This is a genomic window from Bacillus sp. FSL K6-0268, from assembly GCF_038005425.1.
GTDB lineage: Bacteria > Bacillota > Bacilli > Bacillales > Bacillaceae_G > Bacillus_A > Bacillus_A thuringiensis_S.
Genome location: NZ_JBBOTF010000001.1, coordinates 2,658,306 through 2,671,588, shown reverse-complemented (window position 1 = coordinate 2,671,588; position 13,283 = coordinate 2,658,306). Strand labels below are relative to the sequence as shown.

Below are 13,283 nucleotides of genomic sequence, written 5' to 3'. Positions count from 1 at the left end.
TTGGAGGAATTGATTATGAATATAAAACAAGTATTAGATGCGAAAGGTTTAGCATGTCCAATGCCGATTGTAAGAACAAAGAGAGCAATGGATGCTTTAGACACTGGAGAAGTGTTAGAAATACATGTAACGGATAAAGGGTCAGTTAAGGATATTCCAGCGTGGGCAAATAAAAGTGGTCATGACATTGTAAAGCATGAAGAAGAAGGCGATGTACTAAAGTTTTGGATTAAGAAGGCGTAGTAAAGAAATAATTTTATAAATATAGAGGGGGAGTTATATGAACACAATATTAAGTACGCTTTTCATTGTACTTGCTGCAGGATTTGTTATTTCACGTTTTTTACCGGTAAAAGGTGTTCGAAATATAAGTGGAAAAGAATTAAAGAGTATAGTGGGGAAAAAGGGGAAGCAATTTATCGATGTTCGTACAGTAGGTGAATATAGAGGGAATCATATGAAGGGATTTCGAAATATCCCGTTAAATGAGTTAGCTAGTAAAGCAAATCAATTAGATAAAAATGCGGAAGTAATCGTTATTTGTCAGAGCGGGATGAGAAGTAAGCAAGCGGCAAAGGTATTAAAGAAATTAGGATTCCAGCACCTTATCAATGTTTCAGGTGGTATGAATGGTTTGTGAGGAGGACTTTAAAATGAAAGAAATGACAGCAAAAGAATTAGAAGAAAAATTATTACGTAAAGAAGCAGTAAATATTGTGGATGTCCGTGAAGTAGAAGAAGTAGCTGAAGGAAAAATTCCAGAAGCATGTAATATTCCGCTAAGGATATTAGAGTTTCGTATGCATGAGTTGAATAAAAAGAAAGAATATATTATCGTTTGTCGCTCTGGCGCGAGAAGTGCAAGAGCCGTTCAATTTTTAGAAGGTTACGGTTTTCGAGCAATCAATATGGTAGGTGGTATGTTAGCTTGGGAAGGTAAAGTCATATAGCATAGAGATAAAAGGTTTGAGCCTTTTTATAAATAATTAAATACCCCTATAGGTAATTCGAAGGAGGAACAATATGGAACAACAGAAGAAAACGACAATCGTGTTATTTAGCGGAGATTACGATAAAGCAATGGCTGCTTATATTATTGCAAATGGTGCAGCGGCGTATGACCAAGAGGTAACTATTTTTCATACTTTCTGGGGATTAAATGCTTTAAGGAAAGATGAACATGTGAATGTAAAGAAAACATTTATAGAAAAAGTATTTGGAAAAATGATGCCACGCGGTGCCGATAAGATGGGATTATCCAAAATGAATTTTGCTGGCATGGGGCCAAAGATGATTAAAGGCATTATGAAAAAACATAACGCAATGCCTTTGCCAGATTTAATTGATTTGGCGAAAGAACAAGGAATTAAACTTGTAGCTTGTCAAATGACAGTAGATTTATTAGGGTTAAAAGAGGAAGAGATTATGGAAGGGATAGAGTTTGCAGGCGTAGGGGCATATTTAGCAGATGCTTCGGATGGGAATGTAAACTTATTCATTTAAATCACCTTCTTTTTAGAAGGAGGGGGATGTAAGATAATATGAAGTGACCTCCTAGATTATCAAGTCAGGGATTTTAACCCATAATAATGAATGAAAACATTATGAATGGGGTTATACCCTATGATAATAGGAGGCCACTATGGAAAATATAATATATATTGGGATGGATGTCCACAAGGAAAGTTTTAGCTTATGTGCACTACACGGAACAACTGGGGAAATTGTAAGAGAAGCACGATGTGCTTCAAATGTATCTCTCGTAAAAAAATTCGTTGAGAAACTGAAAACAAAATATGGTGAAGATATAAAAATTAAAGCTGGATATGAGGCTGGTTGTTTAGGGTATTCACTTCATAATCTTCTTGAACAAAATGGAATTGATTGTGATATTTTAGCTCCCACAACAATGTACAGTTCATCAAAAAACAAAATGGTGAAAAATGATAAATTCGATGCCAAAATGATTGCTCTTAATTTAGCAAATGGCACCTATAAAGAAGTATATGTTCCAGAAGAAGAGGATGTTGCCGTGAAAGAGTATATCCGCATGTTAGGTGATTTTAAAACATCTTTGAAAAAAATAAAACAACAGATAAAAGCATTCCTTTTAAGACATGGCTATGTGTATGAAGGGAAATCAAGCTGGACAATCGCTTATATGAAATGGTTAAAGAATCTTGATCTACAAGGATTATTCAAAGAAACGTTAGGCGAATACCTATTACAGTATGATGTTCTAGTCGATAAAATTGAGCGGTTCAGTTTGAGATTAGAAGAATTATCTCATCGTGAAAGGTACGAAGAACCAATCGCAAAGTTAAGATGCTTAAAAGGTATAGATACAACATCGGCAATGACTGTTCATGTGGAAATTGCAGACTTCACTCGTTTTCCCACGGCTAAAGCATTTATGGCTTATGTAGGATTGACGCCAAGCGAAAGCTCAAGTGGAGAGAAAATCAGTCGACGTTCGATTACAAAACAAGGAAATTCGACCGTTAGGTCTACTCTTGTAGAATGTGCAAATGCGTTGGTAAAAGGAGCAATCGGATTAAAATCGAAGCGAGTGAAAGCAAGACAAAAAGGGCAACGAAGCGAAGTGATTGCTTATGCGGATCAGGCTGTAGAAAGGTTACAAAGAAAATATTATCGCATGATATATCAAGGGAAGCCTAGAAATGTTGCCGTTACAGCTATCGCAAGAGAACTGGGGTGTTTTATATGGGGATTAGAAACAGGTAAAATTCACCGAAAATAAAGAGGGAAGGATATGAAGTTGATTGATTCATAGTTAGAAATCAAAGGTATCAATTGATGGCATAGATGAGCTTCAGAGATAGTGAATTACAGGTCTGGCTATCTATGACTCACCTCTTCTGGCATGGCTGAAATTCTGATAAACAAGCTATTTATTAGAATTTGAAAAGGTGTGATCCACGCAGTGAGATTATAAGAGCCTAACGACGAACCATTAACCTGAGGTAACCAATCCACGAATAACAGAGTGGTTAACTGTCGATAGATCTTATTTCTGAAGCTTTTGTATGCCATCAAGAAAAATATTATGGGTGAAAAACTATTGACAAAGGTCACTTCATAACAGGTGAGTTTAGTATTATTACTTTTTATAATTGGGTTTATAGGATCGTTTATATCAGGAATGGTTGGAATTGGCGGTGCGATTATTAATTATCCGATGATCTTATACATTCCAGTATTGTTAGGATTTACTGGTTATACGTCACATGAAGTGAGTAGTATTACAGCGGTACAAGTATTCTTTGCAACTTTTGCAGGCGCATGGGCTTATCGGAAAAGTAATGATATGGATAAAACGTTAGTTGTGTATATGGGAGCTAGTATTTTAATAGGAAGTTTCATAGGGAGCTTTGGTGCTAACGTATTAGAGGAACATACGGTCAATGTTGTTTATGCAGCGTTAGCAACAATTGCTGCTATTATGATGTTCGTACCGAAACGAAATAACAGTGGTGAAGTGACATATAATAAATGGTTAGCAAGCTTGTTAGCGTTTATTGTAGGAGGAGCATCAGGCATTATAGGTGCTGGCGGTTCTTTCTTATTAGTACCGATTATGTTAGTTATTTTAAAATTGCCGATACGTACAACAATAGCAACATCTATCGCTATTACGTTTATTTCCTCAGTAGGGATTACGACTGGAAAAGTGATAACTGGTCAAGTAGTTGTAATTCCAGCTCTTATTATTGCGGTTGCAAGTATCTTTGCTGCGCCGCTTGGAGTGCGAGTCGGGAAGGGGACCAATCAAAAAGCACTGCAATATATGTTATCGATTTTGATTGTAGGCACTGCTGTTAAAATGTGGATTGATATGATATCGAAATAAAAGGATGGGCTGCTTGTAGCCCATCCTTTTATTTATGCCCAAATAACTTTCATTAAGTTTTTATATTCGTCATTTGCTAATTTATATAGCATTCTCGTATGTTCAAAGACAAGTGCTGGATTAAAGTTTGGTTCTGAGAATGCAAGAGATGCTGAAATATCAATTGCATTTTGCTTGTTTAATGTGAATTTTGCAAAGCGATAAGATGTGTTTAATTCATTAATGACATGTAAAATATCATTTGTTGATGTTGCATCAGGCACGTGAGCAACATTGAAGCAGTATATATCCACCGTAGGATGTTCGTTTTGGAAAGCAGCGATAAGTTGAATTTTTGCGCCAGCTTCTGTCTCTAATCCTACTGAAAAATGAACAGAGCCATCATTTTCATCTATATTTTCTTCCATGTATATATCGTTGGATTTTAAGTAGTCTTTAAAATCTGAGATGTTATGTTTTACTGCAGCTTTCATATGTATGAGCCCCCTGATAATTGGAATAGATTGCTACTATTTATTATAATTTAAAAATATTAAAAAAGATAGTTAGAAAGTTCTGATTTTTGATTCTGACGAAATAAAAAGAAGCAGTACTCTACCTCCATAGAGTACTGCTTCTTTACTATTCATTGTCGTTAGACGATGTTTCTGTATCTTCACTGCTATTTTTGTTCTTATTTTTCACTTCATTGTTACTTGATTCGCGTTCACTTGAATTTTCAGACTTAGATTCTTTTGTCTTTTTCGAATCAGAGTCTGAGTCAGACTTTGTATATGCAGGTAGCCCAAGATGAGTACGAAGTTCATTTGTAACATTAGCTAATTCTTTTTTATCTGGATTGTAGTAGTAAGTTCGACCACCACCAGCAGATTTGCTACATGTATCGTCACCTTTTGCCATATAGCAATCATCACCTTGGATTTGTAATTTCTCAATTTCCGAATCCGATCCGTACTTATAGAATGAAAGCATATCATCAAATGTTAAGTTTGTAACGAATTGTCCGTTAATATCATCAATGATGTTGCCAACTTTTGTTACAGAACCAGCATTTGTTAGTTTCTTTAAAATAGCTTCGATAACGAGTTGTTGACGTTGTCCACGCATTGCATCACTATCGATGTGTCTTGTTCTAGCAAGAGCAAGAGCTTCTTCGCCATTTAACTTTTGAACACCTTTTTCTAGGTGAATTGCCTCAGCATTATCATTGCTATCTTGCTCAGTAAATTCAACTGGTACATCAACTTCAACACCGCCCAAGTCATCGACGATTTTTATAAATGATTTAAAGTTAAATTTCACAAAATAATCGACAGGAACATTCATTAATTTTTCAACTGCATCAATGCTTGCTTGTGGTCCACCATTTTTTCCGTTTTTAGCAGAACCGAATGCATGAGCATGTGTAATTTTATCTTTTTTCTTTTCTATTGGAATATAAGTATATGTGTCACGTGGGATACTTAATAGTTTAACAGTTTTGCTATCTTTATTAAATGTTGCAAGTAAAAGCGCGTCTGTTCTTATAGCTTCACCATATTCTTTTCCTCGGACATCGCTTTCATCAACACCCATTATTAAAACAGAGACGTTATTTGTAATAGGTTTAACAGCTTTATCTCGTAAATCTGATTTATCACCGCGTGCTAAATCGTGTGCGGCATTTCGAACAGCAGAAGATGCTTTATTTACTAAAAACCAAGTATAACCGCCACCTATTAATAAAACGAATAGTATAGCGCTTATAATAATTTTTATTTTTTTCTTATTTTTGTTCGGTTTACTGCGTGTATTTTCTTGCAAAGATGGGTTTTGCTCCATTTCCTGTACTCCTTCATTTGGATTGAAATACGACACTCATATCCACTTATTATAATGAAATTTAGCGAAAAAAAACATTACAAATCATTTACATTTCGTAAAAATTCAATTTATTTATAAAAAGTCAGATTTTCTATATATTCTTTTTTAGATGTAGAATAAGTATAAGGGCTTTTGGTAGAAATGAAAATATATATTATGAGAAAGTGATAGGGAAGTAAGATTTGTTGAAATATAGCCAAGAAGAAATGAGTAAGCTTACTTATTTCTTCTATATAATAAAGAAGAATTTGACGGATAAAGGAGAGAGCATAATGAATCATACATCATTCCGAGCAATCGTTGTGAACGAAACGGAAAATCATCAGTTTGTAAGAAAAGTTGTTGAGAGAGAAGTAAGTAGTTTACCTGAGGGAGACGTATTCATACAAGTTCATTATTCTTCATTAAATTACAAAGATGCCCTTTCAGCTACTGGTAATAAAGGTGTTACGAGAACGTATCCTCATACGCCAGGAATTGATGCCGCAGGAGAAGTTGTGAGAAGTGAAGATAACTCCTTTAATGTAGGAGATCAAGTTATTGTAACGGGATATGACTTAGGTATGAATACCTCTGGTGGTTTCGGAGAATATATTCGCGTCCCATCATCTTGGGTCGTGCCTTTACCAGAAGGAATGTCATTAAAGGAAAGTATGATGTATGGGACAGCAGGTTTTACTGCTGCTTTGTCGGTATATAAGCTTATTGGAGCAGGAATTAATCCTGGTATGGGAGACGTTCTAGTAACTGGTGCTACAGGCGGCGTAGGGAGTGTAGCTGTTAGTATTTTAAGTAAGTTAGGGTTTAATGTAGTAGGAGCGACAGGGAAAATGGAAGAGGAACAGATGCTACTACGTCTAGGAGCGAAAAAAGTGATTCATCGCGCGGAATTGAATGATGAATCAGGAAGACCAATGTTAAAAGGGATATACGCCGGAGTTATCGATACTGTAGGTGGACATATGTTAGAAACAGCTTTAAAAACAGTAAAGTATGGTGGTTGTGTAACGACATGCGGTAATGTGGCAGGACAGGAATTACATACAACGGTATATCCGTTTATTTTACGAGGCATAAGCCTTTTAGGGATAGATTCCGTGCAATGCCCGGTGGATGTGAGAAGAGATGTGTGGACATTGTTAGCGGATGAATGGGAAAATTCAAAGTTAGCGTCTTATACAGAAGAATGTACATTAGAAGAATTAGATGAGAAGTTTGCACTTATATTGCAAGGAAAGTTAAAAGGAAGAACAGTTGTTAAAATAAAGTGAAAAAAGAGACGCTTAATGTGAACTGACCCCAAAAAGTTAGACAAAGAAGTTAAGCGACTGATTGGATGTGAGTCCGGTATTGTACTGGACTCATTCCATTTAACTTCACTTTAATTCTTTTGTGATTATAATAATGAATATAATTCTCTAATTCTATCTTAAAATGCTCCATACTTTCAAAATCTTTAAGATAGAATAATTCAGATTTTAATAAGCCAAAGAAGTTTTCTATGACTGCATTGTCCAAACAGTTTCCCTTACGGGACATACTTTGGATAACCTTATGTTTTTTTAGTGATTGTTGATATATCTTCATCTGATAATGCCATCCTTGATCTGAATGAAGAATAGGAGTTTCTCCATCATTTAAGCGTGTAAAGGCTTTATTAAGCATTTTTGATACAAGTGAATACACAGGTTTATTTTCTATATTGTAAGCTATAATCTCCCCGTTATATAAGTCTAAAACAGGAGATAAATATAGTTTTTTACCATGGAGATGAAATTCAGTGACATCTGTTACCCACTTTTCATTAGGCTTAGATGCATTAAATTCACGCTTCAAAATATTCTTTGCGAATTTCCCTACTTCTCCCTTATATGAACGGTATTTTTTTATACGAACCATGCATTTTAATCCAATAATATTCATTAAACGACGAACTGTTTTATGGTTTAATATATATCCACGGTTACGTAATTCTAATGTGATACGACGATAACCGTATCTACCATAATTCTCTTCAAAAATCTCTTGGATTAATTCTTTAATGTTCTTATATTTATCTGGACGTTCCATTTGTTTAATCCAGTAATAGTACGTACTGCGGGCAATACCAGCGATTTTCACAAGATCGATGATTTTGTATTCGTGCCTTAATTCATAAATTACCTGTGCTCTGTCTTGATCTATGATTTGTTCTTTTTCTGAACTAAGGCATTTAACTTTTTTAAATAATCATTTTCCATACGTAAAAGTTCATTTTCTGCTTGTAGTGCTTCTATAGACCCCTCAACTAGCACTGTATCTTTTTTGGGTTGCACCTTAACCTTCTTATTTTTCATAGCTGGACGTCCCTTCCGCTTTGAACGTAGGGCATCCACACCATTTGAATCATAAGCTACTTTCCATCTACGAATTATTTCAGGAGAGGAAATATTAAAAATTGCCGCTGTTTCTCTAATAGATGTCCCTTGCGTATCCATATATTTAAGCACATCTAGTTTATACTGAAGCGAATAAGTTGTATAGCGTTTTTCAAAAGCTTTTTCTCCAAATGCCTCATATTGTTTGATCCACTGATAAATTACACTAGAATGAATCCCTAGAGATTTAGCAAGCCTTTTTCCACCATCTATTCCATTAAAATATTGTTTTACTATCTGTATCTTTTCTTTAGGAGAAAACTTTCCCATAAAAAAATACACCTCCAATTGTTAATTGTGTCTAACAATTGGGGTGCACATCAATGTAGCGTCTCTTTTCTTCATTATAATGATTGTTTTAAATTGATTTTTCCTTGTTCACCTAAAACACCGTCAGCGATATTTACAGCGTGATCGCCAATGCGTTCTAAGTTACTTACCATATCGACGAAGATGATACTTGCATCACCTGAACAGCTACGCTCGTTTAGACGTAATACGTGACGTTTACGAAGAACACGTTCCATTTGGTCGATTTTGCGTTCTTTTGCAATAACAGTTTGAGCTAGTTCGGTATCGAAGTTTGTTAAAGCTTCAACTGAGTCTTGCAGTGTTGAAATCGTTAATTCCAGCATTTCGTTTAATTCACCTAATGCTTCGTCTGATAGTGAAACACGATTTGAAATTTGGAAATCTACAAGTTCTACAAGGTTTTCTACATGATCACCAACACGTTCAATATCTCCAACAACACCTGCTAAAACGGAATGTTTTTCAGAATCCGTAGGTGAAAGCGGCTTTTCAGATAGTAGAACTAAATACTCGGTAATTTTTTTATCTAAATTGTTAATAGCTCCTTCTAATTGAGTAGCCATGTCAGCGTGTTTTTTGTCTTGTGTATTTAAAAATTGGTTTGCTTCTTTTAATCCATGTAATGAAAACTCAGCCATACGGATAATTTCTTTTTGAGCTTCTGTTAAAGCGATAGCTGGAGATTGCTCAATAAAGATTGGGTTTAAATGTTGCGGTTTGAAATCAATAGCAGAGTCTTCGCCGCGAATAAGTTTTGTTACAATCCATGCTAATACAGCGATGAATGGGAATTGAATAACTGCATTTGTTACGTTAAATGTTCCGTGTGCAAATGCAATTGTCATTTCTGGATTTAAGTTTAATGATGTTTGGAAATATTGAATTAAGCTTGTAAATGGTACTAATAAAATCGTAAATATAATTGTACCGACGATATTAAAGATAACGTGAACTAATGCTGCACGTCTTGCGGCAATAGAAGTACCGATTGCTGCTAATACAGCTGTAATTGTTGTACCGATGTTATCACCGAATAATACAGGAAGGGCAGCTTGTAAATCGATTGCACCTTGACCGAATAATTCTTGCAAAATACCGATTGTTGCGCTTGAGCTTTGTACAATTAAAGTGAAGACTGTACCGACAACAACTCCTAAAATTGGGTTATCACTCATACTAACCGTTAATTCTTGGAATGATTCTAAAGAGCGAAGAGGTTTCATACCTGCGCTCATTAATTCCAAACCGAAGAATAACATACCAAAGCCGAATATAACTTGACCTAAAGAATGTACTTTTTTATTTTTAAAGAAGAATAATAAGATAGCTCCAACTGCCATAATTGGGAGAGCGTATTCTCCGATTTTAATTCCGATAATAAATGCAGTAACTGTCGTACCGATGTTTGCACCCATAATAACACCGATTGCTTGTCTTAATGTCATAAATCCTGCGCTTACAAGTCCGACTGTTAAAGCGGTTGTTCCTGAGCTTGATTGGATTAATACCGTAACTAACATACCTGCTAGTACACCCATGAGTGGGTTTGTTGTAAAACGATCTAGAATATCACGAAGACGATCTCCAGCTGCTTGTTGCAGTCCATCGCCCATGTATTTAATCCCGAATAAGAAAATACCTAATCCACCAATGAACTGGAAGATCATATCTTGAACATTATATTCCACGCATTCCACTCCTTAAATTTCATGTACGATGTAATTATTAACTGAACCTTGAGTCACTGTAAACGGTTTGCTAGTAAAATTTACACTAAATTTACAAAGGGTAGAAAAGTTTACAATACCTTAAAGAAACAGCTGTATTTTATTGGTTTTCATCTTGTATAAATCTTAATTTTGTAAAGAAATCATACTTTTTAGAATAGTATTGTTCAGTTGAATATCAAGGAAAGCGTCTGCGAGTTCATCGTATATTTTTTGATGAAAGTTAAAAAAATATGTAGGAAAATGCATGTAGTTTTATAACAGCAAAACGAGAGAAAACAATTTTTTTAACACGATAAAAAAGCCACTGAATTATCCAGCAGCTTTTTCCGTGTTTTTATCGCCATACTTTTGTTTTCTTATGCTTGTAATGTAAATGAAGAGAAAAGCAATAAGTAATAGAGAGGAGTAACGATATACAGTTGCATAGTTTGTAAAATGAGCAATAAATCCAAATATAATCGCTCCAGCGCCGATTCCAAGGTCAAATGCGGAGAAGAATGTAGCTGTTGCTACGCCGCGTCGATGCGGTGCTACGCGGTCAATCATCCATGCTTGTAGTGCAGGTTGGATCGCTCCAAAACCACTTCCGTAACATGCTGCAGCAATAATTAAGCTCGGAATTGTCGTCGTATACGACAATAAAATAATGCCTGTAAACGTTATAATAACTCCCGGAATGATGACGAATGTATGGCCTTTCGCATCATATAGCCTTCCAGAGAATGGACGAGTTACAGCAATTGCTAGTGCATTACATAAAAAGAAGAGGCTAATATCAGCTATGCCGACTTCTGTAGCAAATAGTGTGATAAAACTTCCGATTCCTCCGTACATTAATGTAATACATAATATTAATAATGAAGGAAGTAAAGCTTTACGCTCAATAAATCCATCGAGAAAAGTACTAGATGATTGTTGTGGCGGCTGTTTCGTTTTTTGGATTTGAAGTAGTTTCGTTAATATTAATGAAACAATTGTGCACGATAGTGCACATAAAAAAAGAATTGTGAAGTTATATGTTTGCATGAGCCATAGTCCTATAAGTGGACCGAGGGCCATTGCAATTGTTCCAGAAAGGCCAAAATATCCCATGCCTTCTCCGCGGCGAGCTGAGGGAATTAAATCAGAAACGACAGTTCCATATGTAGTCGTTGTAATACCGAAACCAGCTCCGTGTAAAATACGAACAGCAAGCAAGAGAAAGATAGTTGAGGCGAAAAGGTAACTGCCCATAGCGAGTAAACAGATAGCAGTACCGATCATTAAAATGATTTTTTTATTAAATTTTTGCAAGGCGTTCCCAGTTAGCGGTCTAACAAAAAGTGCCGCAACGGTAAACATACCGACAACAAATCCGATATTGGAACTTGTGCCACCAATTTCTTTCACATAAACAGGTAAGGTTGGAATTAACATTTGAAACCCTAAAAACATACATAAGTTTGCAAAAATTAAAGCAACAAACTCTTTTGTCCATAACGGTTCTCGTTTTACGAGTATTGCTTCTCCCATATATTCATCCCCTATATAAAATTTTCCCGCTATTCACGGGCAGTAAAACTCCCACCTCAAAATCGGACTGGAGCAAAGAAGTTAGGTGGGAGATCAACTGCCCGTAAATGCCCGATTGGTTCAACTAATAATCAGTGGGGGATGAACACCCCCCTCACTGATTAAAGTTTCACTTTATCTCTTTTCTTTCGAGTATATGTATTGGCCAATGCAACAGTCAAGGAAGGTGTCTTGAAAACGGATAACAATTTTTAAGGCGAAAAACTGACAAAGTTGTGTAAAAGCTACACAACTATGAAAAAAAGATGTAAAGTATAGATGTATAGACTTGTAGGTGTTAAGAATGATAGAAATTGTTTTTTCTTTAAAGAAAGCGGATTCAAAAGAGTAGTGAACAAGAAGGGGAGATATACTTTTTCACTACATATATTTGAAAAGGTTTACAATATGATGAAGAAAGAGGCGTGTACATATGAGACGATTAGGTATTTCTATTTATCCAGAACATTCAACAGTAGAGAAAGATAAGGAGTATTTAACATTAGCAAGTAAATATGGATTTACACGTGTGTTCACATGTTTATTATCTGTGGATGGAGAAAAAGAGAAAATTATTGAAGAATTTAAAGAAACGATCTCACATGCGAATGCATTAGGGTTCCAAGTATTAGTTGATATTAGTCCATCTGTTTTTGAACAATTAGGTATTTCGTATAATGATTTATCATTCTTCCATGAATTGGGTGCGTACGGTATTCGTTTAGATGTTGGTTTCTCAGGATTAGAAGAATCAATTATGACTTATAATCCGTATGGTTTGAAAATTGAGATTAATATGAGCAATGGTACGAAGTATGTAGATAACATTATGAGTCATAGACCAAATCGTGAAAATTTAATTGGTTGTCATAATTTTTATCCGCATCGTTATTCAGGGTTATCATACGATCATTTCATTAAATGCTCGAAACAATTTAAAGATTACGGTATGAGAACGGCTGCTTTTATTTCATCATTTGATGCAACATACGGACCTTGGCCAGTAACAGAAGGGTTATGTACATTAGAGCAGCATCGTGAATTATCGATGACAACACAGGCGAAGCATTTATTTGCGACAGAATTAATTGATGATGTTATTATTGCAAACGCATATGCGTCAGAAGAAGAATTACAAGCACTAGGTGCATTAAATAAAGAGAAACAAACATTTGATATAGAACTATATGATACAACGACAGAACTAGAAAGAATTATCGTATTAGACGAACCACATTTTTATCGCGGAGATGTATCTGAATATATGATTCGTTCTACACAAAGTCGTGTGAAATATAAAAAAGAAGAGTTTAAACCTCATAATACGCGCGAAATTAAGCGTGGAGATTTATTAATTGATAATGAACAATATGGCCAGTATAAGGGCGAATTACAAATTGCATTAAAAGATATGGTGAATACAGGAAAAACAAATGTAGTTGGTCGAATTATAGAAGAAGAAATTTTCTTATTAGATTATTTACAAGCATGGGATAAATTCGGATTCATATTAAAGAAATAGAGAGAATATAAAGGGGA

Annotated in this window: 13 protein-coding genes; 8 read left to right on the top strand and 5 right to left on the bottom strand. The window is 35.3% G+C overall.

Annotation, left to right across the window (positions count from 1 at the left end):
• Window positions 1-15 precede the first annotated feature (15 nt).
• The 6 genes from MHI28_RS13785 to MHI28_RS13760 all read left to right on the top strand — a co-directional run bounded on the left by MHI28_RS13785 (window position 16) and on the right by MHI28_RS13760 (window position 3,871).
• The gene (locus MHI28_RS13785; RefSeq protein WP_001022560.1) at window positions 16-243 is read left to right on the top strand and encodes a sulfurtransferase TusA family protein; all 228 of its coding nucleotides are present in this window, start codon (window positions 16-18) and stop codon (window positions 241-243) included.
• A 37-nt stretch (window positions 244-280) separates the two neighbouring features.
• Window positions 281-640: a rhodanese-like domain-containing protein gene (locus tag MHI28_RS13780; protein WP_001092313.1), complete on the top strand. Its 360-nt coding sequence runs from the start codon at window positions 281-283 to the stop codon at window positions 638-640.
• A gap of 13 nt (window positions 641-653) precedes the next feature.
• On the top strand, window positions 654-950 hold the full coding sequence (locus tag MHI28_RS13775; protein ID WP_000661799.1) for a rhodanese-like domain-containing protein: 297 nt from the start codon (window positions 654-656) through the stop codon (window positions 948-950).
• A 73-nt stretch (window positions 951-1,023) separates the two neighbouring features.
• The gene (locus MHI28_RS13770; protein WP_000437740.1) at window positions 1,024-1,503 is read left to right on the top strand and encodes a DsrE/DsrF/DrsH-like family protein; all 480 of its coding nucleotides are present in this window, start codon (window positions 1,024-1,026) and stop codon (window positions 1,501-1,503) included.
• 139 nt (window positions 1,504-1,642) lie between these two features.
• Complete coding sequence (locus MHI28_RS13765; RefSeq protein ID WP_277548338.1) at window positions 1,643-2,761, top strand: IS110 family transposase; 1,119 nt, start codon at window positions 1,643-1,645, stop codon at window positions 2,759-2,761.
• A gap of 345 nt (window positions 2,762-3,106) precedes the next feature.
• A complete protein-coding gene (locus tag MHI28_RS13760) occupies window positions 3,107-3,871 on the top strand; it encodes a sulfite exporter TauE/SafE family protein (protein WP_000060625.1) in 765 nt (254 codons plus the stop codon).
• A 32-nt stretch (window positions 3,872-3,903) separates the two neighbouring features.
• Here MHI28_RS13760 and MHI28_RS13755 read toward each other — a convergent pair whose 3' ends face one another.
• Together MHI28_RS13755 and MHI28_RS13750 are read right to left on the bottom strand one after the other, a co-directional pair.
• Window positions 3,904-4,344 carry a hypothetical protein gene (locus MHI28_RS13755; RefSeq protein ID WP_000642361.1) on the bottom strand — a complete coding sequence of 147 codons (441 nt, stop codon included), beginning with the start codon at window positions 4,342-4,344 and terminating at the stop codon, window positions 3,904-3,906.
• A 148-nt stretch (window positions 4,345-4,492) separates the two neighbouring features.
• A complete protein-coding gene (locus MHI28_RS13750) occupies window positions 4,493-5,692 on the bottom strand; it encodes an LCP family protein (protein ID WP_000437427.1) in 1,200 nt (399 codons plus the stop codon).
• 227 nt (window positions 5,693-5,919) lie between these two features.
• On the opposite strand from MHI28_RS13750, the gene MHI28_RS13745 reads away from it, so the two are divergent.
• The gene (locus MHI28_RS13745; protein WP_074790768.1) at window positions 5,920-7,005 is read left to right on the top strand and encodes a YhdH/YhfP family quinone oxidoreductase; all 1,086 of its coding nucleotides are present in this window, start codon (window positions 5,920-5,922) and stop codon (window positions 7,003-7,005) included.
• Window positions 7,006-7,054: 49 nt separating this feature from the next.
• On the opposite strand, the gene MHI28_RS13740 is transcribed toward MHI28_RS13745, so the two are convergent.
• From MHI28_RS13740 to MHI28_RS13730, 3 genes are all read right to left on the bottom strand, one after another.
• Window positions 7,055-8,421 (bottom strand): IS3 family transposase gene (locus MHI28_RS13740; protein ID WP_327947199.1). Its coding sequence is split into 2 segments (ribosomal slippage): window positions 7,055-7,959 and window positions 7,959-8,421, totalling 1,368 coding nucleotides; the frame shifts between segments, so codons are not numbered across the junction.
• Between the two features lie 74 nt (window positions 8,422-8,495).
• Window positions 8,496-10,151 carry a Na/Pi cotransporter family protein gene (locus tag MHI28_RS13735; protein WP_000456251.1) on the bottom strand — a complete coding sequence of 552 codons (1,656 nt, stop codon included), beginning with the start codon at window positions 10,149-10,151 and terminating at the stop codon, window positions 8,496-8,498.
• A 351-nt stretch (window positions 10,152-10,502) separates the two neighbouring features.
• Window positions 10,503-11,705, bottom strand: a complete 1,203-nt coding sequence (locus tag MHI28_RS13730) for an MFS transporter (RefSeq protein WP_000503241.1) — start codon at window positions 11,703-11,705, stop codon at window positions 10,503-10,505.
• 472 nt (window positions 11,706-12,177) lie between these two features.
• Between MHI28_RS13730 and MHI28_RS13725 the strand changes: the two genes are divergently transcribed.
• Window positions 12,178-13,266: a DUF871 domain-containing protein gene (locus MHI28_RS13725; protein ID WP_001253355.1), complete on the top strand. Its 1,089-nt coding sequence runs from the start codon at window positions 12,178-12,180 to the stop codon at window positions 13,264-13,266.
• The last annotated feature ends 17 nt before the right edge of the window (window positions 13,267-13,283 follow it).